25 protein-coding genes are annotated in these 25,758 nt (G+C 71.7%); 15 read left to right on the top strand and 10 right to left on the bottom strand.

Annotated features, from left to right (window positions below):
- Window positions 1-30 precede the first annotated feature (30 nt).
- Both AB0K12_RS44785 and AB0K12_RS44780 read right to left on the bottom strand, forming a co-directional pair.
- Complete coding sequence (locus AB0K12_RS44785) at window positions 31-702, bottom strand: hypothetical protein (RefSeq protein WP_364574794.1); 672 nt, start codon at window positions 700-702, stop codon at window positions 31-33.
- Window positions 699-1,421, bottom strand: coding sequence for an ATP-binding cassette domain-containing protein (locus AB0K12_RS44780; RefSeq protein ID WP_364574792.1), 723 nt, complete (start codon window positions 1,419-1,421; stop codon window positions 699-701). Before AB0K12_RS44780 ends, AB0K12_RS44785 begins: the two co-directional genes overlap by 4 nt.
- 115 nt (window positions 1,422-1,536) lie before the next feature.
- Between AB0K12_RS44780 and AB0K12_RS44775 the strand changes: the two genes are divergently transcribed.
- Window positions 1,537-2,058 (top strand): DivIVA domain-containing protein, encoded by a 522-nt coding sequence (locus tag AB0K12_RS44775; RefSeq protein WP_364574790.1) that lies wholly within the window; start codon window positions 1,537-1,539, stop codon window positions 2,056-2,058.
- Here the strand turns inward: AB0K12_RS44775 and AB0K12_RS44770 are convergent.
- Window positions 2,055-2,720: an HAD family hydrolase gene (locus tag AB0K12_RS44770; protein ID WP_364574788.1), complete on the bottom strand. Its 666-nt coding sequence runs from the start codon at window positions 2,718-2,720 to the stop codon at window positions 2,055-2,057. The genes AB0K12_RS44775 and AB0K12_RS44770 overlap by 4 nt on opposite strands.
- 19 nt (window positions 2,721-2,739) lie before the next feature.
- Between AB0K12_RS44770 and AB0K12_RS44765 the strand changes: the two genes are divergently transcribed.
- Window positions 2,740-3,222 (top strand): GNAT family N-acetyltransferase, encoded by a 483-nt coding sequence (locus AB0K12_RS44765; protein ID WP_364574786.1) that lies wholly within the window; start codon window positions 2,740-2,742, stop codon window positions 3,220-3,222.
- Between the two features lie 7 nt (window positions 3,223-3,229).
- Here the strand turns inward: AB0K12_RS44765 and AB0K12_RS44760 are convergent, their stop codons facing one another.
- The 5 genes from AB0K12_RS44760 to iolC form a co-directional block, all read right to left on the bottom strand.
- A complete protein-coding gene (locus tag AB0K12_RS44760) occupies window positions 3,230-4,399 on the bottom strand; it encodes an AI-2E family transporter (protein ID WP_364574857.1) in 1,170 nt (389 codons plus the stop codon).
- A gap of 63 nt (window positions 4,400-4,462) precedes the next feature.
- Window positions 4,463-6,310: a 3D-(3,5/4)-trihydroxycyclohexane-1,2-dione acylhydrolase (decyclizing) gene (gene iolD, locus AB0K12_RS44755; protein WP_364574784.1), complete on the bottom strand. Its 1,848-nt coding sequence runs from the start codon at window positions 6,308-6,310 to the stop codon at window positions 4,463-4,465.
- On the bottom strand, window positions 6,307-7,146 hold the full coding sequence (iolB, locus tag AB0K12_RS44750; protein ID WP_364574782.1) for a 5-deoxy-glucuronate isomerase: 840 nt from the start codon (window positions 7,144-7,146) through the stop codon (window positions 6,307-6,309). Before iolB ends, iolD begins: the two co-directional genes overlap by 4 nt.
- Complete coding sequence (locus AB0K12_RS44745; protein WP_364574855.1) at window positions 7,143-7,973, bottom strand: deoxyribose-phosphate aldolase; 831 nt, start codon at window positions 7,971-7,973, stop codon at window positions 7,143-7,145. Before AB0K12_RS44745 ends, iolB begins: the two co-directional genes overlap by 4 nt.
- A 71-nt stretch (window positions 7,974-8,044) precedes the next feature.
- Window positions 8,045-8,989, bottom strand: a complete 945-nt coding sequence (gene iolC / locus AB0K12_RS44740; RefSeq protein ID WP_364574780.1) for a 5-dehydro-2-deoxygluconokinase — start codon at window positions 8,987-8,989, stop codon at window positions 8,045-8,047.
- Window positions 8,990-9,246: 257 nt separating this feature from the next.
- Between iolC and AB0K12_RS44735 the strand changes: the two genes are divergently transcribed.
- The 10 genes from AB0K12_RS44735 to AB0K12_RS44690 are packed head-to-tail and all read left to right on the top strand — an operon-like array spanning window position 9,247 to window position 20,523.
- Complete coding sequence (locus tag AB0K12_RS44735) at window positions 9,247-10,641, top strand: extracellular solute-binding protein (RefSeq protein WP_364574778.1); 1,395 nt, start codon at window positions 9,247-9,249, stop codon at window positions 10,639-10,641.
- Window positions 10,616-11,542, top strand: coding sequence for a sugar ABC transporter permease (locus AB0K12_RS44730; RefSeq protein WP_364574776.1), 927 nt, complete (start codon window positions 10,616-10,618; stop codon window positions 11,540-11,542). The genes AB0K12_RS44735 and AB0K12_RS44730 overlap by 26 nt, the downstream gene beginning before the upstream one ends.
- Window positions 11,539-12,357 (top strand): carbohydrate ABC transporter permease, encoded by an 819-nt coding sequence (locus AB0K12_RS44725; RefSeq protein ID WP_364574774.1) that lies wholly within the window; start codon window positions 11,539-11,541, stop codon window positions 12,355-12,357. Before AB0K12_RS44730 ends, AB0K12_RS44725 begins: the two co-directional genes overlap by 4 nt.
- Complete coding sequence (locus tag AB0K12_RS44720; protein ID WP_364574772.1) at window positions 12,357-13,421, top strand: ABC transporter ATP-binding protein; 1,065 nt, start codon at window positions 12,357-12,359, stop codon at window positions 13,419-13,421. Before AB0K12_RS44725 ends, AB0K12_RS44720 begins: the two co-directional genes overlap by 1 nt.
- On the top strand, window positions 13,418-14,611 hold the full coding sequence (locus AB0K12_RS44715; protein ID WP_364574770.1) for a CehA/McbA family metallohydrolase: 1,194 nt from the start codon (window positions 13,418-13,420) through the stop codon (window positions 14,609-14,611). The genes AB0K12_RS44720 and AB0K12_RS44715 overlap by 4 nt, the downstream gene beginning before the upstream one ends.
- A complete protein-coding gene (locus AB0K12_RS44710) occupies window positions 14,602-15,495 on the top strand; it encodes a TIM barrel protein (protein WP_364574768.1) in 894 nt (297 codons plus the stop codon). Before AB0K12_RS44715 ends, AB0K12_RS44710 begins: the two co-directional genes overlap by 10 nt.
- Window positions 15,492-16,571: a Gfo/Idh/MocA family oxidoreductase gene (locus tag AB0K12_RS44705; RefSeq protein WP_364574766.1), complete on the top strand. Its 1,080-nt coding sequence runs from the start codon at window positions 15,492-15,494 to the stop codon at window positions 16,569-16,571. The genes AB0K12_RS44710 and AB0K12_RS44705 overlap by 4 nt, the downstream gene beginning before the upstream one ends.
- Entirely contained in the window at window positions 16,568-19,297 is a 2,730-nt protein-coding gene (locus AB0K12_RS44700) for a glycoside hydrolase family 38 C-terminal domain-containing protein (RefSeq protein WP_364574764.1), read from the top strand. Before AB0K12_RS44705 ends, AB0K12_RS44700 begins: the two co-directional genes overlap by 4 nt.
- 35 nt (window positions 19,298-19,332) lie before the next feature.
- Window positions 19,333-20,235 carry a hypothetical protein gene (locus AB0K12_RS44695; RefSeq protein WP_364574762.1) on the top strand — a complete coding sequence of 301 codons (903 nt, stop codon included), beginning with the start codon at window positions 19,333-19,335 and terminating at the stop codon, window positions 20,233-20,235.
- A 36-nt stretch (window positions 20,236-20,271) separates the two neighbouring features.
- The gene (locus AB0K12_RS44690; RefSeq protein ID WP_364574760.1) at window positions 20,272-20,523 is read left to right on the top strand and encodes a hypothetical protein; all 252 of its coding nucleotides are present in this window, start codon (window positions 20,272-20,274) and stop codon (window positions 20,521-20,523) included.
- Window positions 20,524-20,525: 2 nt separating this feature from the next.
- On the opposite strand, the gene AB0K12_RS44685 is transcribed toward AB0K12_RS44690, so the two are convergent.
- Window positions 20,526-22,019, bottom strand: coding sequence for a PucR family transcriptional regulator ligand-binding domain-containing protein (locus tag AB0K12_RS44685; RefSeq protein WP_364574758.1), 1,494 nt, complete (start codon window positions 22,017-22,019; stop codon window positions 20,526-20,528).
- 70 nt (window positions 22,020-22,089) lie between these two features.
- Here AB0K12_RS44685 and speB point away from each other — a divergent pair, with 70 nt between their 5' ends.
- The 3 genes from speB to AB0K12_RS44670 are packed head-to-tail and all read left to right on the top strand — an operon-like array spanning window position 22,090 to window position 25,228.
- Entirely contained in the window at window positions 22,090-23,028 is a 939-nt protein-coding gene (gene speB, locus AB0K12_RS44680; protein ID WP_364574756.1) for an agmatinase, read from the top strand.
- The gene (locus AB0K12_RS44675; RefSeq protein ID WP_364574754.1) at window positions 23,025-24,536 is read left to right on the top strand and encodes a cytosine permease; all 1,512 of its coding nucleotides are present in this window, start codon (window positions 23,025-23,027) and stop codon (window positions 24,534-24,536) included. The genes speB and AB0K12_RS44675 overlap by 4 nt, the downstream gene beginning before the upstream one ends.
- On the top strand, window positions 24,536-25,228 hold the full coding sequence (locus AB0K12_RS44670) for a cyclase family protein (protein ID WP_364574752.1): 693 nt from the start codon (window positions 24,536-24,538) through the stop codon (window positions 25,226-25,228). The genes AB0K12_RS44675 and AB0K12_RS44670 overlap by 1 nt, the downstream gene beginning before the upstream one ends.
- On the opposite strand, the gene AB0K12_RS44665 is transcribed toward AB0K12_RS44670, so the two are convergent.
- The gene (locus AB0K12_RS44665; RefSeq protein ID WP_355422752.1) at window positions 25,225-25,716 is read right to left on the bottom strand and encodes an Lrp/AsnC family transcriptional regulator; all 492 of its coding nucleotides are present in this window, start codon (window positions 25,714-25,716) and stop codon (window positions 25,225-25,227) included. The two genes, AB0K12_RS44670 and AB0K12_RS44665, sit on opposite strands and share 4 nt — an antisense overlap.
- Window positions 25,717-25,758: the final 42 nt, after the last annotated feature.

Below are 25,758 nucleotides of genomic sequence, written 5' to 3'. Positions count from 1 at the left end.
TGGCGCCTGGTCGAAGGGCCGAGGTCGAGGTTACGTGCGGGTGCGGCGGAGCCAGGTGTAGGCGGTCAGGGCGAGGGCGCACCAGGCCAGGGAGATCGCGCCCAGCTCCGGCAGGCGGGTCACCAGGTCGCCGGCGTTCGCGGCCTTCATCCAGCCGATCAGCGGCACGGTGAGCCAGGCCGGGGCGGTGGCGCTGAGCAGGAGCATGGCCAGGTAGCCGAGCACCAGGGCCATGATCGAGATGGCCGGTGAGGGCAGCACGGCCCTGCTGGTGAGGGCGCCCAGGGCGGTGCCGGTCAGGGCCGACACTCCGTGCAGGAGCACTGCCGCCGCCAGCACGCCCGATGAGGGGCGCTCCGTGACGCCGAGCAGGAGGGCCCAGAGCAGGGCGAGTGCCGCGAACACCGCACACGCCGCAAACGCCGCAAGCAGTCCGGCGGCCACCTCCTTGCCGCGCCCGCCCACCTGGACGGCCGACATCTCCCGCTGCCGGTCGGGCTCGGTGTCGAGCAGGCTGCGGGCTGCCCAGGCGAGCACGGGGATCAGCAGCACGGCCCCGTCGGCCAGGACGGAGGCCTCCTCGCCGCGAGGGGCCCGGCTGCCGTGCAGGATCGCCAGCATGGCCAGGGTGAGCAGCAGCGCCTGGTAGACCCGGTGCGAGCGGACGTACCCGGCGACGCGGTAGACGGCCAGCGCGATCATGGGCTCTCCTCGATCCTGCGGGCCGCGTAGCCGTCCTCGCGCATCCTGGCCAGGAAGCCCGGCACCTCCTCGGCGGGCAGGGTGACCTCCACGGTGGCGTGGGCGCGTACGGCGGCGGGGGCGATCGTGCCCTCCTTGAGGTGGCCGTCCACCATGGCCCACTGCCGCAGGCCGGGCAGGTCGCGCAGGCCGCCCTGGTGGTCGGAGGCGATGACGATGCCGCCCCGCCCGGCCACCTCGGCGGCGATCGCGGGCAGCGCCGCCCGCGTGTCGGCGTCGAGCCCGGCGAACGGCTCGTCCAGGATCAGCAGCCCCGGCTCGGCCATCAGCGCCTGCGCCAGGCCCACCTTGTGGGCGCTGCCCTTCGACAGGTCGCCGAGCGCGGTGTCGAGGAGCTGGCCCATGTTGAGGCGCTCGGCCCAGGGCTCCCAGCGGGCGCCGCCGCGGACGCGGGACATGTGCCGCAGGTACGCGGTCACCGTGAACGGCTGCCCTGTGGGGAACCGGTCGGGGGCGAAGCCGACGACCGCCGGACGTTCGGTGATCGCACCCGCAGTGGGCTTCGCGAGCCCGGCGAGCAGGCGCAGCAGGGTGGACTTACCGGCCCCGTTGGCGCCGGTCAGCTCGATCACGTCACCCGGCGCGAGACGTGTGTCGGCCTCTTCGATGACGAGAGGGTCACGTCTTCGATATCGGAAGGAGACTCTGGACAGACGCATGATCCTGTAACCGTATATGTCGGGTCGCAGGGCCGGGATAAAGGTCCGACAATGGAGACACCCCAGCACATCTCAAGAGGAGTGAGGCTTGAACCGCTTTCCACGCGTCATGGGTATGCGTTCAGGCTATGACCCCGTCGAGGTCGACGCTCTGATCGGGCGGATCGAGTCGACCCTGGGCCGGGGCTCCCACCTCATGGAGCCCGTCACCGCCGACGAGGTGCGCAGCGCGACGTTCCGCGCCGTGCGCGGCGGCTACCAGGAGACCGCGGTGGACTTCGCGCTGGAGGCGTTCGTGGTGGCGCTGGAGACGCAGGCCAAGCGGCCCGTCCGGCTCGCCATGGCCGAGCCGACCGGCGACATGCTGCGCGAGGAGTGGTTCGAGACGCAGGCCGCCCGCGTCGAACGGGTCGGCTTCCGCTCGGGCCGCATGGGCACCGGCTACAACGAGGACGAGGTGGACGCCTTCCTCGACCGCATCGTGGCCACGCTGCGCGGCACGACCGACTACCCGGTGACGGCCAAGGAGGTGCGGACGGCGAAGTTCTCGACCGTGCTGTTCAGGGCCGGTTACCTGATCGCGGACGTCGACTCGTTCCTCGCGGGCATCGCCGACGTCCTCGATCAGCGTTCCTAGCGGGCCGCCTCGTCGTACGCGGCCTCGACGGCGGCGCGCAGGCCGTGCAGGTCGGGCTGGACGCGCTGGATCACCGACGGGTCCTCCGGCTCATGGCCGAGCCGGTTGATCCACACGCGCGGCAGGCCGAGCCGGTGCGCGGGCACCTGGTCGTGGAAGTAGCTCTGGGCCACGTGCACCCATGCCTCCGGCTCGTACGCGCTCCTGAACACCTCGAAGTGCGCGAGCTCCGGCTTGTACGCCCCCGCCTCCTCCGCCGTCACCACCGCCTCGAACGGCACCGGCAGCCGCCGCAGCGCACCGGCCACCAGGTCGCGGTCGCAGTTGGTGAGCAGCGCGAGCCGCCAGCCCGCCGCGCGCAGCTCCGCCAGCCCGGCCGCGACGTCGGGGAACGGCGGCCAGTACGGGATCGTCTCGCCCAGGATCGAGGCGTCGTCGGGGGCCAGGTCCACTTTCTCCTGGGCGCACGCCCTGCGCAGCGTCTCGGCCAGCACGTCCCGGTAGCGCAGCACCGGCTTCGTGGTCTGCACCTCGGGCTCGTGCCGCGTGTACGCCTCCAGCAGCCGCTCGCCCTGCCCCGGGGCCACCAGCTCGGCGCCGGTGCGGATGCCGTGCCGCCAGTCGATCAAAGTGCCGTAACAGTCGAATGTCACCCATCGCATACGTCACATAATGGGGGCCATGGCGATATCCGTGCGTCCCATCGGTCCTGAGGACGAGCGTGTCGTGGCCCGCGTGCTCACCGACAGCTGGGCGGGCACCACCGTGATGGCGCTGGGCAGCGGCGAGCTGATCGACGCCGCCGCGCTGCCCGGCTTCGTCGCCGCGCTGGACGGGGAGGTGGCGGGGGTGCTCACGTACGCCGACCGCGGCGGCTCCCTGGAGATCATCACCATCAATGCCGTGGTGCCGGGCAAGGGGGTCGGTGCGGCGCTGCTCGACGCCGTACGGGCGGCGGCGGTCGCGCAGGGGCTCTCCAGGCTCACCTTGATCACCACGAACGACAACACCCACGCACTGCGCTTCTACCAGCGCTACGGGTTCGACCTGGTCGCCCTCCACCGGAACGCGGTGGACCGGGCGCGCGACCTGAAGCCGGACATCCCGGCCGAGTCGGACGGGATCCCGATCCGGCACGAGCTGGAGCTCGCACTCCTCCTCTGAACGGCGTTCACGAGCACTCGGTGACCGGCCGCAGCCTGCCCGGCTCCTGACCGCCGGGGCCAGGATTCGGGGGTTCCTGGCCGGGCTGGGGTGTGCCGTGCGGGTCTCCGTGCGGGCCCGCAGGCTGCGGAGGCGGGCCGGTCGGGCCGGGGCCGAGTGGGCCGCGGCCTGGGGGTTCGTGGCCGGGTGGTTCTTCGGCGGCGCGGGCGCGGTGCAGCAAGGCGACGATGACCGAGGTCACCGGCGCGGCGAGGAAGGCGCCCGCGATCCCGGCCACCACGCTGCCCACCGCGATCGCCACCAGGATCACCGCGCCGGGCAGGTCGAGCGCCTTGCCGTAGATCTGCGGCGCCAGCACGTGCCCTTCGAGCTGCTGCACGGCGACGGTCACGGCGACCACGATCAGCGCGACCAGCCATCCCTTGGCGACGAGCGCGACCACGGCGGCCAGCAGCCCGGCGACGAACGCCCCCACCACCGGCAGGAACGCCCCCGCGAACGTCAGCACCGCCAGCGGCAGCGCCACCGGCACCCCGAGGATCCACAGCGCGACGCCGATGAAGAACCCGTCGACCAGCCCCACGATGGCGACGCCCCTGATGTAGCGGCCGATGACGGTGAAGATGAGCGCCCCTGTCTCGGCCAGCTTGGGCCGCGCGGGGGCGGGCGCGAGGGCGGTCAGCCAGTGGAAGAGCCGGTCACCGGAGTGCACGAAGTAGACGGACAGGATGACGGCCAGCACCGCGCCGACCACGATCTCGCCCGCCGTCCTGACCCCGGCCAGCGCACCGGTGGTGATCTGCCGGTTGCGCGAGGACAGGTAGTCGCGCGCCTGCGCGAGCAGCTGCCGGTCGTCGAACCCCAGCCGGACCGCCAGCCGGTGCAGGTCGTCGAGCACCTTGCCGACGCTCGCGCTCAGCTCCGTCAGGCTGGCCACGGTGGGCGGCACCAGCAGCGCGAACAGCGCACCGGCCACCACCAGGCCGCCGGTGAAGGCGACGGCGGTGGCCAGGGCGGGCCCGGCGCCGCGCGACCTGAGCCAGCGGGCAGGAGGCACCAGCAGCGCCGTCAGGAAGACCCCGATGACGATGGACAGCGCCACCGTACGCAGGTGATGGAGACAGAACAGGACCACCGCGACGACCGCGATCCACCCGAGCAGCCGCCACGGCTTCATCCCCACGCCCCCCGATCGTGCCTGGTCAGAGGAGTTCCCCAGGCCGATCGGGGGCAATCATGGCTAGGCGGGCGGCGCCAGGTGAGCGTGCTGGGAGCGCTTGCCGGCCGCGTACTCCTCCTTGGCCGTCCGCGTGGCGTCGGTGGTGGCGACCTGCGCCACGGGCACGTCCCACCACGCCTCGGACGAGGGCACGTCGTCGGCCAGGCGGTCGGTGGGCACGTAGATGACCGTGGTCTCGCTCGCCGACCGCGCCGTGTCGAGCGCCTTGCGCAGGTCGGCGACCGACTCGGGGCGCAGCACGGTCGCGCCGAGGCTGGCGGCGTTGGCGGCGAGGTCGACGGGCAGCGGGCCGCCGTCGCCTGCCTGGTAGGCGGTGCCGAGGCGTTCGGCGCCGACGCTCTCCGACAGCCGCCCGATGGAGGCGAAGCCGGAGTTGTCGACCAGCACCACGATGAGCTTGACGCCGTCGGCGACGGCGGTGACGAGCTCCTGGGCCATCATCAGGTAGGAGCCGTCGCCCACCAGCACGAACACCTCGCGCTCCGGCACCGCCCGCTTGATGCCGAGCCCGCCGGCGATCTCGTAGCCCATGCAGGAGTAGCCGTACTCGACGTGGTAGCTGCCCGGGCCGCTGGGCCGCCAGAGCTTGTGCAGGTCGCCGGGCATCGACCCGGCCGCGCACACCACCACGCCGTCGTCGCCGGCCGCCGCGTTGACCGCCCCGATCAGCGCGGCCTGCGAGATCGGGGTGCGCTCCACGGCGTACGCGGCGTCCACGGCGGCGTCCCAGGCCCGGTTGAGCTCGGCGGCGCGCTCGCGGTAGCCGTCGGGCGTGCTCCAGCCGGCGACCGCCTCGGACAGGTCGTTCAGCCCTTCGCGGGCGTCGGCGACGAGCTGCAGCCCGGACAGCTTGGCCGCGTCGAAGCCGGTGACGTTGACGTTCACGAAGCGGGCGCCGGGCGCGAAGATCGTGCGGGAGGCGGTGGTGAAGTCGCTGTAGCGGGTGCCGACGCCGATGATCACGTCGGCCTCGCGGGCCAGCGCGTTGGCGGCCGTGGTGCCGGTGGCGCCGACCGCGCCGACGGCGAGCGGATGCCCGTGCGGCAGCGCGCCCTTGCCGGCCTGCGTCTCGGCCACCGGCACGCCGTGCGCCTCGGCGAACGCGCGCAGGGCGCCGGTGGCCTCGCCGTAGATGGCGCCGCCGCCGGCCACGATGAGCGGGCGCTCGGCCGACCGGAGCAGCGCGGCGGCGCGGGCCAGCGCCGCACGCTCCGGCCTGGGCCGCGGGATGTGCCAGACGCGGCGGGCGAACAGCTCCTCCGGCCAGTCGTACGCCTCGGCCTGGACGTCCTGCGGCAGCGCCAGCGTCACCGCGCCGGTCTCGGCCGGGTCGGTGAGCACCCGCATGGCGGCGAGCAGCGCGGACGGCAGCTGCTCCGGCCGGTTGATGCGGTCCCAGAACCGGGAGACCGGCTTGAAGCAGTCGTTGACCGAGACGTCGAAGGACCGCTGGTCCTCCAGCTCCTGCAGCACCGGGCTGGCCACCCGGGTGGAGAAGATGTCGCCGGGCAGCAGCAGCACGGGCAGCCGGTTGATGGTGGCGCCCGCCGCGCCGGTGATCATGTTGGTGGCGCCGGGGCCGATCGAGGCGGTGCACACCAGCGTGGACAGGCGGTTGCTCGCGCGGGCGTAGGCGGCGGCCGTGTGGACCATCGCCTGCTCGTTGCGGCTGAGGTAGTAGGGCAGCTCGTCGTCCGAGGTGGCGAGCGCCTGGCCGACGCCGGCCACGTTGCCGTGGCCGAAGATGCCGACGACGCCGCCGAAGAACCGGCGTTCGACGCCGTCGCGCTCGCTCCACTGCTGCGCCAGGAAGCGGACGACGGCCTGCGCGACGGTCAACCGGATCATGACGTCCTCCCGAACGGCAGTCTGGGGTCGATGTCCTGGCCCGCCCAGGAGGAGCGGATCCAGGCGTGGCGCGGGTCGTCGCAGAACGCCATCGACCGCTGCTCCATGGGGCCCGCCAGGACGTTGAGATAGTAGAGGTCGTAGCCGGGCGCGGCCATGGAGGGGCCGTGGTAGCCGTACGGGATGAGCACCACGTCACCCGAGGCCACTTCGGCGAGCGTGTCGATGTGGCCCCGCTCGGAGGAGTAGACGCGCTGGTAGCCGAGGCCGTCGCCGGCGACTTCGAAGTAGTAGATCTCCTCCAGCACCGCCTCGCCCGGGTTGGGCGTGTCGTGCTTGTGCGGCGGGTAGGAGGACCAGTTGCCGCCGGGGGTGAGCACTTCGACGGCCATCAGCTTGTCGCACTCGAACGCGTCGGGCGCGCAGAAGTTGTTGACCTGGCGGCTGGCCTGGCCGGCCCCCCTGATCTCGACGGGCACCTCGGAGGCGGGCACGTAGCGCGGGTCGAACCTGCGGGTGGCGCGCGCCGAGGGCAGTGCGACGCGGCCGGAGCCGGTCAGCGTCACCTCGGTGCCGATCGGCACGTACGCGAAGTCGGACGGCCCGTCGAAGACGGAGGCCCGCCCGGCCAGCTCGAACCTCTGGCCGGGGATCGTGACCGTGCACGAGCCGGCCAGCGGCAGGACGAGCAGCTCCTCATCGCCGGTCTCGAACGTGACCGGGCTCTCGCCCAGGTCCGTCACCCGCAGCCCGGAATACGTCCAGCCGGCCGAGGACGGGGTGACCTCCACCGTCCAGGGGTCGCGGGCGGCTTTGCCGTGAGGAAGGTAGGTCATGCACGAACCTCTCGCACCAGGGCCGCGGCACCGTCGACCGCGGCCGCCACGTCGTCGTCCGGGGGATAGAGCAGGGCGCGCCCGACGACCAGGCCGCGCACCCCGGGCAGGCTCAGGGCGCGGTGCCAGTCGGCGTAGGCGGCGTCGATGTCGGGCGGGTCGCCGCCGAGGAGCAGCGCGGGCAGCGTGGTGGCGGCCATGACGCGTTCCATCTCGGCCACCGCGGGGATCTTCAGCCAGGTGTAGGCGGAGGTCACGCCGAGCGCCTGGGCGATGCTGATGGCCTTGATCACCGCGTCGGGGGACAGGTCGTTGCGTACGACGCCCGACTCGTTACGGCCCGACCAGAACGGCTCCACCATCGCCACCAGCCGCCGTCTGGCCAGGTCGCTGACCGCCCGCGCGCACGACTCCAGCGTGGCGACCGTGGCGGGGTCGGACGGGTCGATGCGGCAGAGCATCTTGCCGCCGTCGAGCCGCATGGCGTCGATGGAGTCGGCGTCGAAGCCGGTGAAGCGGTCGTCGAGCTCGAACGCCGAGCCCGCCAGGCCGCCCCTGTTCATGGAGCCGAAGGCGAGCTTGCCCTCAAGGGCGCCGAGCAGCAGCAGGTCTTCCAGGACGTCGGGGGAGGCCAGGATGCCGTCCACGCCGGGCCTGGCCAGCGCCACGCGCAGCCGGTCGAGCAGGTCGACGCGGCTGGCCATGGCGAGCGGCCGGTCGCGCACGCCGAGCGCGCCCCTCGCCGGGTGGTCGGCGGCGATGATGAGCAGCCGCTCGCCCTCGCCGGGCAGGCCGCGCCGCTCCCTGCGGGCCGCGGCGGCGGCGATCTCGCCGGGGCTGGTGGCGCGGATGTGGGTGAGCCGCCCGTAGTCGGCCGCCTTGGGCAGCGTGATGTCGCTCACGAGCGGGCCCCGTTCAGCAGGTCGTCCACCTCGGACGTGGTGGGCATGGCGTCGGCGCAGGCCAGGCGGGCGGCCACGAAGGCGCCGGCGGCGTTGGCGAAGCGCAGCGTGCGTTCGAGCGGCCAGCCGCGCAGCAGGCCGAGGCAGACGGCGCCGCCGAACGCGTCTCCCGCGCCGATGCCGTTGACGACCTCGACCTTCATCGGCTCGGCCAGTGCGCTCTCCTCGGCGGTGCGCGCGAACACGCCCTCGGGGCCCATCTTCACGATCGCGACGCGTACGCCGGCGTCGAGCAGCGCCTGCGCGGCGCCCTCGGGGTCGCGGACGCCGACCGCGACCTCCACCTCCTCCTGGTTGCCCACGGCCACGTTCGCGTGCGGCAGCGCGCGCCGCGCGGCCTCGTGGGCGGCCTCGCGCGACTCCCAGAGGCTCGCCCGGTAGTCGAGGTCGAAGACGGTCCAGCCGGAGGTGCGCGTCTCGAGCGCGGCGGCGTGGGCGGCGGCGCTCGGCTCCTTGCTGAGCCCGGTCAGCGAGAACCAGAACAGCGGGGTGCGGGCGATCGCGCCGAGGTCGAGCATGGACGGCTCGATGCGCAGGTCCGGCGGATGCTCGCCGCGGTAGAAGTAGATGGGGAAGTGGTCGGGCGGGAAGATCTCGCAGAACGTCACGGGGGTGGGTGCGCCCTCGATGGTGCTGACGAAGGCGTCGTCCACGCCGAAGCCGCGGATGGCCCGGCGTACGTAGTCGCCGAACGGGTCGGCGCCCACTCCGGTGATCACGGCGGGGCGCAGCCCGTGGCGAGCGGCGGCGACGGCCACGTTGGTGGGGCTGCCGCCGAGGAACTTGCCGAAGGTCTCGACGTCGGCCAGGCCGACCCCGGTCTGCAGCGGGTAGACGTCGACGCCGCAGCGGCCGATCGTGATCAGGTCGTACAACAGCACCTCCAGGGACGGAGCTTACCCTCGACACTATGGCATATTGTCATGACATTCGGATGTCCGCTATGTTGCGCTGTGTGCCCCGTCCGAAACCCCGTCGCTCACTTCTGCGGGCGCCGGGTCGTGAAGATCGCTCCTGCCTGGGAAAAGGCGCAGCATGTGGGCACTTCCTTGATCATGGCCAGGTCTTTACGTCATCTGAATGTCATGACATATTGGCCCATGGCTGCCTCCCTTTATGGACACGTCGGAGGGTTTGCATGGCATTGCGGAAACGGTCATTGGGTGTGGTCGCGGTCATCACCGCGGCCGGTCTGGGGCTCGCCGCGTGCGGCCAGTCCTCCGGCGGTGGCGAAGGCGGTGACGCCATCGAGCTGACGATCACCCAGAACGCCATCGCGGGCGGCAAGAACGCCGCCGCCGCGCAGCACATCGCCGACTGGGTGATCCCCAAGTTCGAGGAAGCCCAGAAGGCGAAGGGCAAGAACGTCACGGTCAAGTTCGTACCCAGCGGCGTCGACGACGAGCAGTACAAGACCAAGCTCTCGCTCGACCTCAAGTCGGGCAAGGGCGCGGACGTCATCGACATCGACGGCATCTGGGCCGGCGAGTTCGCCGAGGCCGGCTACCTCAAGCCGCTGTCGGAGCTGGTCGGACCCGAGGCCGACAACTGGGACGGCTGGGGCCAGATCCCCGAGGCCGTGCAGGGCATGACCGAGTTCAACGGCAAGAAGTACGCGCTGCCCGTCGGCACCGACGGCCGCGTCCTCTACTTCAACAAGAACCTCTTCGCCAAGGCCGGGCTGCCCGCCGACTGGCAGCCGACGACCTGGCAGGAGATCCTCGACGCCGGCGCCAAGCTCAAGGGCTCGGGCGTGCCCGTGCCGATCCAGATCAACGCCGGCACCGCCATGGGCGAGGCCACCTCCATGCAGGGCGTGCTGCCGCTGCTCGCCGGCGCGGGCGGCGAGGTGCAGCAGGACGGCAAGTGGACCGGCGCGTCCCAGCCGCTCAAGGACGCACTCGGCCTTTACCAGAAGATCTACGGCGGCGGCCTCGGCGACCCCAAGCTCCAGCAGGAGGCCAAGGGCCGCGACAAGTCGTTCCAGCAGTTCGCCGACGGCAAGATCGGCATCCTGATGGAGGGCGACTACTTCTGGCGCGGCGTGGTCAACCCCAAGACGGGCGTCGCCAAGATGGCCGACCGCGACCAGGTCGTCGGCTACGCGATGATCCCCGCCATCGAGCCCGGCAAGGGCATCCGCGGCCAGGACTTCGTCAGCATGTCCGGCGGCGCGCTGCGCACGGTCAACCCCAACAGCAAGCACCCCAAGGAGGCGTTCGAGCTGGCCGCCTTCACCCTCTCCCCTGAGGCGCTGAAGGAGGAGACCAAGGACGGCAACGTGCGCATCACCCCGCGCTCGGACGTCAACAAGGAGATCCTGGCCGGAGAGCCGCTGCTGACGTACATCTCGGAGAAGGTGCTCCCCGTGACGGCCTACCGCCCGCCGGTCGCCGTCTACCCGCAGGTGTCGGTGGCGCTGCAGGAGGCCACCGCGGCGGTCGCCGGCGGCACGGCGCCCGACCAGGCCGCGGCCGACTACCAGAAGAAGCTTGAGGGAATCGTCGGTGGCGCAGGCAACATCGCCTCCTGAAGTAGCGACCGAGAGCGGCAAGGCCCGCTACAGCTCGGACGCGGCGGGCCTGGGCAAGGCCAGGGCCGGGGTCTTCATGACCCCAGCCCTGCTGCTCATCGCGGCCTTCCTCGTCTTCCCCGCGCTGTGGGTGCTCTATCTCGGCCTGACCAACTACCGCCTGACCGGGATCGCCGCGGCGGATCCGCAGTTCGTCGGGCTGGACAACCTCCTCGACGCGATCGCGAACCCGACGTTCTGGAGCTCGACCTGGCTCACCGTCGAGTTCGTGCTGGGCTCGGCGGTCATCGGGCAGGTCGGGCTCGGCTTCACCATCGCCTGGCTGCTGCGCGACAAGCGCGGCCCCCTCAAGCGGGTCGTCGAGGGCCTGGTCATCCTGGCCTGGATCCTGCCCAGCGCCATCGTGGCGTTCCTGTGGGTGGCGCTGCTCGACCGCGACGGCGGCACGCTCAACGCGCTGCTCGGCATGCCCGGCATGGCCTGGCTGCTCGACCACCCGATGCTGTCGATCATCGTGTTCAACACCTGGCGCGGCACCGCGTTCTCGATGATGTTGTACGGCGCCGCCCTCGGCAACGTGCCGCCCTCCCACCTGGAGAGCGCCCGCCTGGCCGGCGCCTCCGGCTGGCAGCAGCTCAGGGACGTCGTCTTCCCCCACATCAGGGGCCACATCCTGACGAACCTGCTGCTCATCAGCCTGTGGACGTTCAACGACTTCAGCCCGTTCCTGCTCACCGCCGGCGGCCCCGACGGCAAGTCCGAGGTGCTCGCCGTGCACGTCTACAAGGTGGCCCTGCAGGGCGGCGAGCTGGGCTACGGCGCCGCCGTCTCCACGATCATCCTGCTCATCAACCTGGTCGTGGCGGTGTTCTACCTGCGGCTGCTCAGGAGCAAGAAATGACGCGATTCGTCCTGGGCCGCATCGGGTTCTACACGCTGATCGCCGTACTGCTGGCGTTCTTCACGATCCCGCTGCTGTGGCTGGTCACCGCGCCCTTCACCTCCGACCCCACCTACGAGGTGCGGCTGCCCGACTTCACCTGGGACAACTTCCAGGCCGTCATCGAGCACCCGTACGCGCTGCCGTCGCTGTGGAACTCGGTCGTGCTGTCGGTCGGAACCGCCGCGCTGGTCGTGATCTTCTCGGCGCTGGCCGCGTACGCGCTCAGCCGGGTGCGGCTGCCCGGCCGCGACGCCCTGCTGTACGCGCTGCTCCTGCTGTCGTCGATCATCACCGGCACGGCGGCCATGGTGCCGTTGTTCCAGCTCGCGGTGGAGCTGAACCTCATCGACTCGCAACTGGGGCTCATCCTCATCCTGACCGGCGGCCTGCTGCCCGCGGCGATCTTCATGCTCAAGGACTTCATGGACTCGACGCCGAAGTCGTACGAGGAGTCGGCCCGCGTCTTCGGGGCCACGCCGCTGCAGATCGTCCGGCACGTCGTGGTGCCCCTCGTCCGGCCCGGGCTCGCGACCATCGCCGTGTGGGCCGTGGCCAACGTGTGGGGGAACTTCCTCATGCCGTACCTGCTGCTCAGCGACGTGGAGAAACAGCCGGCGGCGGTGATCACCTACACGCTGTACACCGAGGGCGGGCAGGCCAACCTCAGCATGCTGTCCACGTTCGGGCTGCTCTACTCGATCCCGGTGGTCCTCATGTACCTGTTCGTCAGCAAGAAGTACGGCTTCCGCTTCCACGGAGGGATCAAGCGTTAATGGCCGCCATCGAACTACGCGGGCTGACCAAGGTCTACCCGGGCGGGGTGACAGCGCTCGACGCGCTCGACCTGGCCATCCCCGACGGCGAGTTCTTCGCCCTGCTCGGTCCCTCCGGCTGCGGCAAGACCACGCTGCTGCGCACGATCGCCGGCCTGGAGACCGCCACCGGCGGCGCCGTCGTCATCGGCGAGCGCGACGTGACGGGCGTGCAGCCGGGCGGCCGCGACGTGGCCATGGTGTTCCAGGACTACGCGCTGTTCCCGCACATGGACGTCACCGACAACATCGCCTACCCGCTGCGCATCAAGAAGGTCGCCAAGAACATCCGCCGCGACAAGGCCGCCGAGGTGGGCGCGCGGCTCGGCCTGGAGCACCTGATGGACCGGCGGCCGGGCCAGCTCTCCGGCGGGCAGCAGCAGCGCGTCGCCCTGGCCAGGGTGATGGCCACGCAGGCGCAGGCGTTCCTGTTCGACGAGCCGCTGTCCAACCTCGACGCCCGGCTGCGCCTAGAGGCCAGGACGTTCCTCAAGAAGCTGCAGCGCGAGCTGGGCGTCACCACCGTCTTCGTCACCCACGACCAGGCCGAGGCGCTGGCCATGGCCGACCGCATGGCCGTCATGGAGGCCGGGCACATCCGGCAGATCGGCACGCCGTCCGAGGTGTTCCAGCGGCCGGCCAACACGTTCGTCGCCGCGTTCATCGGGTCCACTCCGATGAACCTGCTCGACGGCACCGTACGAGGTGACACGCTGGACGTGGCAGGCTGCAAGGTCGCGGTCCCCGACTCGGCCGAGGGGCTGCTGTCCGACGGGGAGAAGATCGTGTACGGCGTACGTCCGGAATACCTCGCCTACTCCGCCGCGCCCGCCGACGGGGCGTTCGGCGGGAAGGTGGCCATCGTCGAGAACCTGGGCGCCTCCCACCTGGTGACCCTCGACGTCAACGACGTGAACGTGCAGGCCGTGGTGCCCGAGGGCAGCGAGCCCGCCGTCGGCGACGACGGCTTCGCCGTGCCCCGCCGCGACCGCGCGCTCGTCTACCGGAACGGAGAGCTCGTATGACCACCGGCCACTGGTCGCTGGACGACCGCCTGGAGCGGATCCTGCGCGAAGTGCCGTTCGAGGTGCCGCCCGGCACCGCCGCCGTGCACGTGAAGCTGTCCTACGACAGGTCGCGGGGCGTGCTCGACCTCGGCTGCGGCGCGCCGGACGGGTTCCGCGGCTGGTCGGGCGGCGCGCGTGACGAGTACACGATCACCCGCGACTGGGCCACCCCCGGCTACCTGCCGGGCGAGCCCGAGCCCGGCACCTGGAACGTGTGGCTGCGGCTGCACCGCATCCCGCCGCAGGGCCTCGACTACACGCTCGACATCACCTGCGAGCGCGTCGCCCCGCCGGAGCCCGTCGTCGCCGAGCCGCCGCACGGCGAGCGCCCGCCCCGCAGGGACATCCCCGACGCCGGCGGCCTGCGCTGGTTCGCCGGCGACTTCCACGCCCACACCGTGCACAGCGACGGCAGCCTGACCATCGCCGAGCTGGCCGAGCTGGCCCACGGGCGCGGCCTCGACTTCCTCGCCGTCACCGACCACAACACGGTCAGCCACCACCCCTGGCTCGGCAAGATCGACCGGGGCATCCACCTGCTGCCCGGCCAGGAGGTCACCACCGACCGGGGCCACGCGAACGTGTTCGGCGACGTCGGCTGGGTGGACTTCCGCAGGCCGGTCGACTCCTGGCACGACCACGCCGACCGCGCCGGCGGCGTGATGTCGATCAACCATCCGCTCGGCGGCGACTGCGCCTGGCTGCAGCCCATCGAGCGCCGTCCCCGCGTCGCCGAGGTGTGGCACTCCGGCTGGTGGGACCGCCGCTGGGGCGCGCCGCTCGCCTGGGCCGACGCCTGGCGCGACGACGTCATCGTGATCGGCGGCAGCGACTTCCACCGGCACGGCTCCGACGGCCTGCCAGGCGCGCCCACGACCTGGGTGCTCGCCGAGGGCACCGTCCCCGGCACGGAAGCGGTGCTGGACGCCGTCAGGGCCGGGCGCACCGCCGTCTCGGCGGGCCCCGACGCGCCGCTCCTGCTGCGCCTCGGCGACGAGCTGCTCGCGCTGGACGCCGACGGCCTGGTCCTGGTCCGCCCCGACGGCACCCGCCAGGTCGTCCGCGGCGAGCGCGCCCTGCTGCCGGCCATCGACGGGCCGCACCGGCTGGAAACCCACGAGAACGAGGTGATCGCGCTATGCGCGTGAGGAAAGTCGCGAACGCCCCCGTCAGCTTCGGCGTGTTCGAGCTGAGCGACGCCCCGCCGCCGCTGACCGCCGACGAGATGGTCCGCGCCCTGGCCGACGCCGGCTACGAGGGCATCGACTCAGGGCCGATCGGCTACCTGGGCACCGGCTCCGAGCTGGCCGAGCGGCTGTCCGGCGCCGGGCTGCTGCTCGCGGGCGGCTGGGTGGACCTGCGCTACCACGACGCGGAGGCGTTCGAGCAGGACCTGGTAGGGCTGGACAGCGCGCTCGACTTCTTCGCCGCCGCCCCCGAGGGCGACCTGCCGCCCAGGCCCACGCTGGCCGCGCCCGGCACGCCCGAGCGGTTCGCGCGGCCCGGCGGGAACGCTCCCGGCCTGGCCGCCGCCGACTGGCCGGCCTACGCCGCCCGCATCCAGCAGGCCGCCGACCGCTGCCGCGAGCGCGGTTTCGAGCCCGCATACCACCACCACCTCGGCACGTACGTCGAGACGCCCGACGACGTCGAGCGGCTGCTCGAGCTGACCGACGTCGAGCTCTGCCTGGACACCGGCCACCTGCTGCTGGCCGGCGGAGACCCGGTCGAATGCCTGCGCACGTGGGCGAGCCGGGTCACCCACGTGCACATCAAGGACGGCGACACCAAGATCCTCGCCCAGGCTCTGGCCGACGGCGTGGACCTGCGCGAGCTGATGGGCCGCGGCGGCTTCGCCCTCCTCGGTGAGGGCGAGCTCGACCTGCCCGCCGTCATTCGCACCCTCGACGAGATCGACTACTCCGGCTGGGTCATCGTCGAGCAGGACACCCTGCCGGGGCGGCGCAGCGTCGCCCAGAACATCGCCGACCAGGCGGCCAACCGCCAGAAGCTGAAGGACTTGGGACTGTGAGAATCGCGCTGGTGGGTTGCGGCGCCGTCACCCAGGCGGTCTACGTGCCGCTGCTGTCGCGCCGCCGCGACCTGTTCGAGGTGGTCGCCGTCTGCGACCTGTCGCGGACGCTGGCCGACGCCGTCGGCGACCGGCTGGGCGCGGGCAAGCGCTACACCGCGGTCGCCGACATGCTGGCCGACGGCGGGTTCGAGGCCGTCGTCGTGCTCGCGTCCGGCTCCCACGGCGAGACCGTGCGGCAAGCGCTGTCCGCCGGCTACGCCGTGCTCTGCGAGAAGCCGCTCGCCCTGACCAGGGCCGAGGTGGCGGCGCTGCCCGAAGGGCGGCTCATGGTCGGCTACATGAAGCAGTACGACCCCGCCGTGCGCCGCGCCGAGAAGCTGCTCGCCGAGCTGGGCGGGCCCGCCGCCATCAGGGCCGTCGAGGTGACCGTGCTGCACCCGAGCGGGGAGTCGCAGCTCGCCTTCGCCAACCTCACCCAGGCCCGCGACGTGGATTCCGGGCTGCTGGCCTCGCTGCGGGCCGCCGAGGACGAGCTGGTCTCCCAGGCGCTCGGTGCCGACGCGCCGAAGGCCGTACGCGACCTGTACGGGGTCGCGCTCGGCTCCATCTGCCACGACCTGTCGCTGCTGCGCCGCTTCACCGGCTCGCCCGCCGACATCTCGTACGTCGAGACGTGGGGCGAGACGCCCGGCTCCATCGAGATCTCCGGACCCCTGCCCGAGACCGGCAGGTTCTCCCTCCGCTGGCACTACCTGGAGGACTACCCGGCCTACCGCGAGACCGTCGCGATCCACCACGACAGCGGCTCACTCGAACTGGTCTTCCCCTCGCCCTACCTCATGAACGCCCCCACCACGCTCACCGTGGTCACCCCGGGCGAGAGCCGTGCGGAATGGCGCGAGGTGACTGAGGCATTCGAGGTACAGCTGGCCGCCTTCCATGCTTACGTGAACGATGGCACGCCGCCGCTCACCGACGCGGGCGGCGGGCTCGAGGACATCGTCACGGCACAGCGGATCGCGGCCCGCTACGCCGTACAGCACGGACTGCCCATTGGAGGGGAAGCAGCGTGAGCACGGAGATCGTCGTCGTACCGCACACCCACTGGGACCGGGAGTGGTACGAGCCCTTCCAGCGCTTCAGGCTGCGTCTGGTGGCGCTGCTCGACGAGGTGCTCGACACCATGGAGCGCGAGCCCGACTACCACTTCACCCTCGACGGCCAGCTCGCCTGCGTGGACGACTACCTGGAGGTGCGTCCGGAGAACCGCGACCGCATCGCCGCGCTGGTCAAGGCCGGGCGGCTGGCCGTGGGGCCGTGGCAGATCCTGCTCGACGAGTTCCTGTGCTCGGGCGAGAACATCATCCGCAACCTGGAGCTCGGCATGGACAGGGCGGACAAGCTGGGCGGCGCCATGCCGGTCGGCTACCTGCCCGACATGTTCGGCCACACCGCCCAGATGCCGCAGATCCTGCGCAAGGCCGGGCTGCTGCACGCCTGCGTCTACCGCGGCGTGCCGTCCTCCGTCACCACCGACGCCTTCGCCTGGACCGCTCCCGACGGCACCGCGATCCGCACCCAATACCTGCCCGCCGGCGGCTACGGCAACGGGGCCCACCTGTTCCACGACAGTGAGGGGCTCAAGGAGCGGGCGGCGGCGTTCGTCAGGACCATGCGCGAGTGGCACGGGCCCGAGGGGTCGCTGCTCGCGATGTACGGCACCGACCACTCCGCCCCCGTACGCGGCCTGCCCGAGATGGTGGCCGCCATCGGCGCCCGCATGGACACCCTGTCCGGCTACATCGGCGCGTACTCCGGGGACGTGGACGGCCTGCCGCAGGTCCACGGCGAGCTGCGCTCCCACGCCCGCGCCAACATCCTGCCCGGCGTCATCTCCGTGCGCGCCCACGTCAAGCAGGCCATGGGCCGCGCCGAGCGGATGGTCGAGCGTTACGCCGAGCCGCTCGCCGCGCTCTGGGGCGAGGAGTGGCCAGGACGCTTCCTCGACATGGCCTGGTGGCGGCTCGTCGACGCCAGCGGCCACGACTCCGTCACCGGCTGCGGCGTGGACGACACCGCCCAGCAGGTCGCCGCCCGCATCGCCGAGGCCGAGCACCTCGGGCAGGCCGTCCGCGACATGGTGACCGCCCGGCTCGCCGAGGCCGCGCCGTCCGACTCCGTCGTCATCGTCAACCCGACGCCCCAGACGCGCTCCGGCGTCGTGATCCTCGACGTCGAGGGCACCGACCCCATCGCCGACCCCACCGGCGAGGCCCTGCCCACCCAGCCCATCGAGTACGCCCCCACGCTCCTGCTCGACCAGGAGATGGACCCGGCCGTCGCGCTCAGCTTCGTGCACGGCACCGAGCTGTACGGCCAGCACATCACCGACTGGAAGGTCGACGACGACACCCTGACCTTCACCGTGGCGCGCGAGACGTCCGTCGTCTTCGACGTGGACGACCTGCGGGCCGCCATCGACGGCGTCACCCGCGTCCGCATCGAGGCCGAGCAGCGCCGCACCGTCGCCGCGCTCGTCACCGCGCCGCCGCTCGGCCACACCACGGTCAGGCCCGCCCCTCGCGACGAGGTCTACGACCCCGACGCGCCGCAACCGCTGCCCAGCGAGCACCACCCGTCGTGCTGGCTGCGCTCCGACGACGCCCCGCTGCCCGTCCGCGGCGACGCCCAGGTGCTCGACAACGGGCTGGTGCGCGTCACCATCGCCGAGGACGGCCTGCTCGACATCGTCGGCGACAACGGCACCAGGATCACCGGCGCCGGCCGCATCGTGGACGGCGGCGACGTCGGCGACACCTACAACTACGCGCCGCCGCGCGCCGACCTCGTCGTCTCCCAGCCGGTGAGCGTCGAGACCGAGATGATCCTCAGCGGGCCGATCGTCGCCGCCGTGGACGTCCGCCGCACCTACCGCTGGCCCACCGCCGCCGAGGCGATCGAAGGCATCCCCGAGGTGCCCGCACTCAACCGGCGCGCCGAGATGGAGGAGATCGTCGTCACCATGCGGGTCGAGCTGCGCGCGGGCGAGCCGTTCGTCCGGCTGCGCGTCGAGTTCGACAACCGGTGCGACGACCATCGCGTACGCTTCCACGTCCCGCTGCCCACGCCCGCCTCCGAGTCGCACGCGGAGGGGCAGTTCGCGGTCGTCACCCGGCCCCTGACCTCCGAGGGCGGCTGCGGCGAGACCCCGCTGCCCACCTTCCCCGCCTCCTCCTGGGTCGCCGCGGGCGGCGTGGCCGCGCTCCTTGAGCACGTCACCGAGTACGAGGTGAACGACGACGAGTTGGCGCTCACCCTGCTGCGCTCGGTCGGCTACCTCTCCCGCAACCGCAACACCCTGCGCCCCGAGCCGGCCGGCCCTCAGCTGCCCACTCCTGCGGCGCAGTCGCGAGGGCTGCGGACGGTGAACCTGGCGCTCATGCCGTACCTCGGGTCATGGGAGAAGGTCGTCCCCCACGCGGAGGCGTTCCGTCACGACCTGCTCGTGGTGCCAGGACTCGGCGACCGCTCCCTGCCCATGCCGCAGCCCGCCCCCGGCCTGTCGGTCACGGGCGACGGGGTGGTCATGACCTCGCTGCGCGACCGCGACGGCTGGCTGGAGCTCCGCGTCGTCGCCATGACCCCCAACCCCACGGAAGCGGTCATCTCCACTGTCCGGGAGGCCCGTCACACCGACCTCAGAGGCCGCCCCGGCGCTCCGCTGCAGGTCACCGACGGCGCCGTCCGCCTTCCGCTGGCTCCCTGGGAGATCGCGACCATCCAGTTGCGTAAACTCTGAGTAATGACTCGAACGCATGTAGTAATCTTTCGGCCATGGTCACGGCCCAACATGAAGGTCTGAACAAGATCGCGACCCTTAATCTCGAATACACCCGCGAGATGCTGAGGGCGCTGTTCGACCTTCCCGTCCCGAAGGAGGGCGCGGCTCGACTCGCCTCGCCCGACCTCTCGGAAGCTGACCCCGGCGTCTGCCGGGCTGACAACGCCATCCTTTACGGCACGGGAGAGGAGAAATTCGGCGTCATCGTCGAGACGCAGCGCGACCAGGACGATGACAAGCTCTATGCGTGGCTGGAGTACATCGCCAACTTCCGGGCGCGTGAGCGGTGCCCGGCCTGCCTGGTCGTCATCTGCCCGACCAGGAAGGCGGCCCGCTGGGCCGCTCGCGAGATCCACACCGGCCACCCGGGGCTGATCCTCAAGGCCCTCATCATCCACGCCGGCAACACCCCGGTCATCACCGACCTCGCCCAGGCCACAGAGAACATCGGCCTGGCGATCATCTCCGCCATCACGCAGAGCGAACACCCGAAGTTCGCCACGATCTTCGCCGTCCTGCAACAGGCGCTGGATCACATCGATACGGAGCAGGCGTGGCGGTACGCTCGCTATGTCAATCTGTCACTACTGGGTGACGCACAGGAAGAGTGGAACCGAGGCATGAGCACGATGACGTATCCGTACCAGGGCGAGTACGTGGAGGGCCTCATCGCCGAAGGCAAGACCCGCGGACTCGCCGAAGGCAAGACCCTCGGAATCGCCGAAGGCAAGCTCCAAGGTAAGGCCGAGGCGGTTCTCGATGCGCTCGAACTTCGGGGCCTCGCGGTGTCCGACGAGGTGCGGCGGCGCATCACGTCGTGCCAGGACCTCGACGTCCTGCGCGAGTGCTTCAGCAGGGCTCTCATCGTCGAGTCGGCTGAGGACATCTTCGGGTGACCTCGGGAGCCGCGTCGCGACGGTGAGTAGCGAGGCATGGGCACGATGACGTATCCGTACCAGGGCAAGTACGTGGAGGGCCTCCTCGCCGAAGGCAAAATCCAAGGATTCGCCGAGGGCAAAATCCAGGGTAGGGCCGAGGCGGTTCTCGAGGTGCTCGAGTTTCGGGGTCTCATGGTGTCCGACGAGGTGCGGCGGCGCATCACGTCGTGCCAGGACCTCGACGTCCTGCGCGGGTGCTTCAGGAGAGCGATCACCGCCGAGTCGGTCGACGACGTCTTCGGGTGAGGTCAGGGGCCCAGGAGGCCCAGCTGGCGGGCGGCGCGGATGGCCAGCCAGACCTCTGCGAAGGCGCTGGTCGAGGTGAGGTCGCGGCCCGTCAGGTCGGTGAAGCGGCGCAGGCGGTAGGACAAGGTGTTGGGGTGGATGTGGAGGGCGGACGCGGCGTCCTCCACGTGCCGGTTGCGTTCCATCCACACCCGTACGGACATCAGCAGCCGTGACGAATGGGCCTCGTCGTAGGCGAGCACCGGCCCCAGCACGTGGCCGACCAGGGCCGACAGGGTGGCCGGGTCGTCGGGGAGCCAGCGGCCCGTGGTGTCGTCGCCGTAGTGAACCAACGGCTTGCCGGATTCGGCGGCGTTGGTGGCGGCCCAGACGGCTTCCCGTTGGGCGACTCTCAGGGATGTGCCGGGCGGGAAGGGGCGGCTGAGGCCGGCGGCCACTCCCGGCACGGCGGCCACCACCGAGGCGATGGCGGGCGGGCCCAGGACGTAGTGGTCGTCGCCTCGGCGCAGCATCAGGTGCGGGAGGTCGTCGAGTGCGCGGCGTAGCGCCTCGTCCGCTCCGCCTCGCACCCCGCCCGTGAAGCCTTCCGGGAGGTCGCGGGCCACCAGCAGGACCGTGTCGGTGTCCATGGGGAGGCCGAGGCGGGCGAGACGGCGGCGGGCGGCGGGCGGGTCGAGGAGGTCCTGGAGCAGCTCGGCCAGGGTTTCCGCGCCCTCCCTTCGGAGCGTCTCTCGTTCGTGGCGGGCCATCGCGACCTGCAGCGCGGCGACGGTGGCGATGTGCTGGACCACGGCGAGGCCGGCGGGGCGGGCGCCCTCGCGTTCCAGAGCCACCAGGTGCCCGGCGGGGCCGCCAGGGGCGGAGACGGGCAGGACGAAGCCGCCCGGGATCGTGGGTGGCGCGTCGGGTTCGGCGGGCAGCACGTCGAGCGGTGGCACCGGGATGCCGGGCAGCAGGGGGCGGCCGCTGCGGGTGGACAGGTAGACGTCGTAGCCGGACAGGCGTTCGAGGCGCTTGAAGAGGGTGGTGGTGTCGAGGTCCTCGGCGGCGAGCCAGCGCAGCGCGCCGAAGACCTGGAGCTGGGCGCCGAGCCGGTGGCTGGCGTCCTCCTGCAGCGCCGCGGCCACCTCCTGAGCGATCGCGATGAACGGCACCGCCAGCGGCACCTCCAGCACCGGCATCCCGCGCTCCTCGGCCGTCTCGAAGAAGGCGGGATGCAGCGGCGGCACGTGGAGCTGGGCCGACAGGGCGAGCGCGGAGACGCCGGCGTCGTCGAGCCGCTGCAGGTAGGCGCGCTGCCGGGCGGCGGCGCGCGGCAGGCCGATGCCGGTGGTCATGATGACCTCGGCCCCGAGCAGCCACGGCGTGGGGTCGTCGAGCTCGCTGACGTGCGCCCACGACACGGAGCGGGACAGCCCCGCCTCCCCGGCGAGCAGGCGGAGCTGCAGGGCGGGGGAGCGCAGGAGGTCTTCGACGGTGAGCTTGTGGTCAGCCACAACACACACCGTAGTACTTCGTGGCACCTACAATTGCCGCAGGTCAGAGCCATGACGAACACTGGCGGACATGAACACAGGACCCGTCGACTCCTCCAAGGTCCCGCGCTTCGCGGGGTTCGCCACCTTCGCCCGCCTGCCCCGGCTCGACCAGGTCGAGCGGGCCGACGTGGCGGTGGTCGGCGTGCCCTTCGACACCGGCGTCTCCTACCGGCCGGGGGCCAGGTTCGGCCCCGCGGCGGTCAGGGAGGCCTCGCGGCTGCTGCGGCCGTACCATCCGGGCCTGGACGTCTCCCCGTTCGCGCGGGCGCAGGTCGCCGACGCCGGCGACATCGCGGTGAACCCGTTCGACATCGGCGCCGCCATCGAGACGATCGAGGACGCGGCAGGCGGCATGGACGCCCGGCTGGTCACGATCGGCGGCGACCACACGATCGCCCTGCCGCTGCTGCGTGCGGCGGCGCGCAGGCACGGCCCGGTGGCGCTGGTGCACTTCGACGCCCACCTCGACACCTGGGACACCTACTTCGGCGCCGAGTACACCCACGGCACCCCGTTCCGGCGGGCGGTCGAGGAGGGCCTGCTCGACACCGAGGCGCTCAGCCACGTCGGCATCCGCGGCTCCCTCTACGGCAAGAAGGACCTGGAGGACGACCGGCGGCTCGGGTTCGGCATCGTGACCGCGGCCGACGTGCTGCGGCGCGGCCTGGACGAGGTGATCGACCTGCTGCGGCAGCGCATCGGCGACCGTCCCCTGTACGTCTCGGTGGACATCGACGTGCTCGACCCGGCCCACGCCCCCGGCACCGGCACCCCGGAGGCGGGCGGGCTGACCAGCCGCGAGCTGCTGGAGATCCTGCGCGGTCTCGCGGGCCGCAACCTCATTGGGGCCGACGTCGTGGAGGTCGCCCCGGCCTACGACCACGCGGAGATCACCTCGATCGCCGCGTCCCACGTGGCGTACGACCTGGTCAGCCTGATGGCGCTGACCGAGGAGGAGACGGGATGAGCGGCTCCATCACCGAGATCGAGACCTACGGCGTCGAGCGCATCCCCGACGCCGACCGCACCGCCCGCCCCCTCGACCTGTTCAGGGTGGCCTTCGGCGGCGCGAACACGTTCGCCACCTGCGTGCTCGGCGCCTTCCCGATCCTGTTCGGGCTGTCGTTCTGGCAGGGGCTGGCCGCGACCGTAATGGGGCTGGTCGTGGGCGCGCTGATCCTGGCGCCGTTGTCGCTGTTCGGCCCGCTGAACGGCACCAACAACGCCGTCTCCTCATCGGCGCACCTCGGCGTGCACGGCCGGGTGGTGGGCTCGTTCCTGTCGCTGCTGACGGCGATCGCGTTCTTCTCCATCTCGGTGTGGTCGTCGGGCGACGCGCTGGTGGGCGGCGCGCACCGGCTGATGGGGCTGCCGGACACCGACCTGTCGTACGCGGTCGCGTACGCCGTCTTCGCCGTCCTGGTGCTCGTGGTCTGCGTGTACGGCTTCCGCTTCATGCTGTTCGTCAACAAGATCGCGGTGGCGGCGGCGTCGGCGCTGTTCGTGCTGGGCGTGTTCGCCTTCGCCGGCGACTTCGACCCGTCGTACGCCGGCGCGATCAAGCCGGGTGACCCGCTGTTCTGGCCGTCGTTCATCGGCGCGGCGCTGATCGTGCTGTCGAACCCGGTCTCGTTCGGCGCGTTCCTGGGCGACTGGTCGCGCTACATCCCGGCGAGCACCCCGCGCCGCAGGGTGATGGCGGCGGCGTTCCTGTCGCAGATCGCCACGATCCTGCCGTTCCTGTTCGGCCTCACCACGGCCTCCATCATCGCGACCAAGGCGGCCGCGTACGTCGACCCGGCGGCCCCGAACTACGTGGGCGGCCTGCTGGCGGTCTCGCCCGGCTGGTATTTCGTCCCGGTCTGCCTCATCGCGCTGATCGGCGGCATGTCCACCGGCACGACCTCCCTCTACGGCACCGGCCTCGACTTCTCCAGCGTCTTCCCGCGCTTCTCCAGGGTGCGGGCGACGGTGTTCATCGGCACGCTGTCGATCCTGTTCATCTTCGTCGGCAGGTTCGCGGCGAACCTCACGCAGAGCATCTCCACGTTCGCCACACTGATCATCACGTGTACCGCACCCTGGATGGTGATCATGATGATCGGTTACGTGACGCGGCGCGGCTGGTACGACCCGGAGGCGCTGCAGGTGTTCAACCGGCGCCAGCACGGCGGCCGCTACTGGTTCACGCACGGCTGGAACTGGCGTGGCATGAGCGCGTGGCTGGTCTCGGCGGGGGTGGCGCTGGCGTTCGTGAACCTGCCCGGCCAGTTCGTCGGCCCGCTGGGCGACCTGGCGGGCGGCGTGGACGTCTCGCTGCCGCTGGGCCTGGCGGTGGCGGCGCTGCTCTACCTGGCGCTGCTGACCGCCTTCCCCGAGCCGCGTGAGGTCTACGGGCCGCAGGGGCCGCGCCTGGTCAGAGCGGCGGACACGCCGGTGCTGCCCATCACCGCGGCCACCGAGCCGGTGGCCTGATGGCGATCGTCGATCTGTCGGTGCCGGTCGAGACCGGGATGCCCGTCTACCCCGGCGATCCCGAGGTCTCGACCGGTCCGACGCTGACCGTGGCCCGCGACGGCGTCAACGTCCTGGGTCTGCACCTCGGCTCCCACTCCGGCACCCACGTGGACGCGCCCCGGCACATCGACGACGCGCTGCCGGCGCTGGACGAGCTGCCGCTGGAGCGGTTCTGCGGGCCGGCGGTCGTGGTGGACGTGCGCGGGCTGCCGCCGCGGGCGCCGATCGGGCCCGAGCCGTTCGGGGACGTCGGGGCAGGTGTGATCGTGCTGGTCGCCACCGGCTGGTCCCAGTGGTGGGGGAGCGCACGCTACACCGAGCACCCCTACCTGACGGAGGAGGCGGCGGAGCTGCTCATCGAGCGCGGGGTGCGGACGGTGGGCATCGACGCGTTCAGCGTGGACCCGACGCCCGCCGCCGACTTCCCCGCGCATCGGGCGCTGCTGGGCGCGCACGCGGTCATCGCCGAGAACCTGACCGGGCTCGACCGGCTGCTCGCGGAGGCGGGCCCGATCGAGGTGTTCCTGCTGCCGCTGCGGCTGCCGGGCGCGGACGGCGCACCCGTGCGGGCCGTGGCCAGAGTCGGGGCCAGGGTCGGGGCCAGGGTCGGGGCCGAGGTCGGGGCCAGGGTGGGCCGGCGGGTCGGCTAGCGGGTGCCCCAGGAGTACGTCTGCTTGCGCAGCTTGAGGTAGACGAACGACTCGGTCGCGCGGACGGAGGGGATGGCCCGGATCTTGCTGAGGATCTCCAGCAGGTGGCCGTCACCTTCGCAGACCACCTCGACGATCACGTCGAAGGAGCCCGCCGTGAGCACCACGTAGTCGATCTCGTCGATGGCCGCCAGCTCGTCGGCGACCGACTCCAGGTCGCCCTCGCAGTTGACGCCGATCATGGCCTGGCGGGGGAAGCCGAGCGTGAGCGGGTCGGTGACCGCGACGATCTGCATGACCCCGGCGTCCTGCAACCGCTGGACGCGCTGCCTGACGGCCGCCTCGGACAGCCCGACCGCCTTGCCGATCGCCGCGTACGGCTTGCGCCCGTCGGCCTGGAGCTGCTCGATGATCTGCTTGGACAGGTCGTCGAGCACAACGGGCCCGGATTTGCCGTTGTTTCGGCGTACGCGCGGCGGCGTCGTCATCGAGAGGATTCCTCCTAGCGGGTCGGCGTTACGGGGGCGTTC

The sequence above is a fragment of the Nonomuraea sp. NPDC049419 genome (assembly GCF_040676995.1).
GTDB classification, from domain to species: Bacteria; Actinomycetota; Actinomycetes; order Streptosporangiales; family Streptosporangiaceae; genus Nonomuraea; species Nonomuraea salmonea.
Note: the sequence above shows the minus strand (reverse complement) of the source record. Positions and strands in the feature narration are given on the sequence as shown.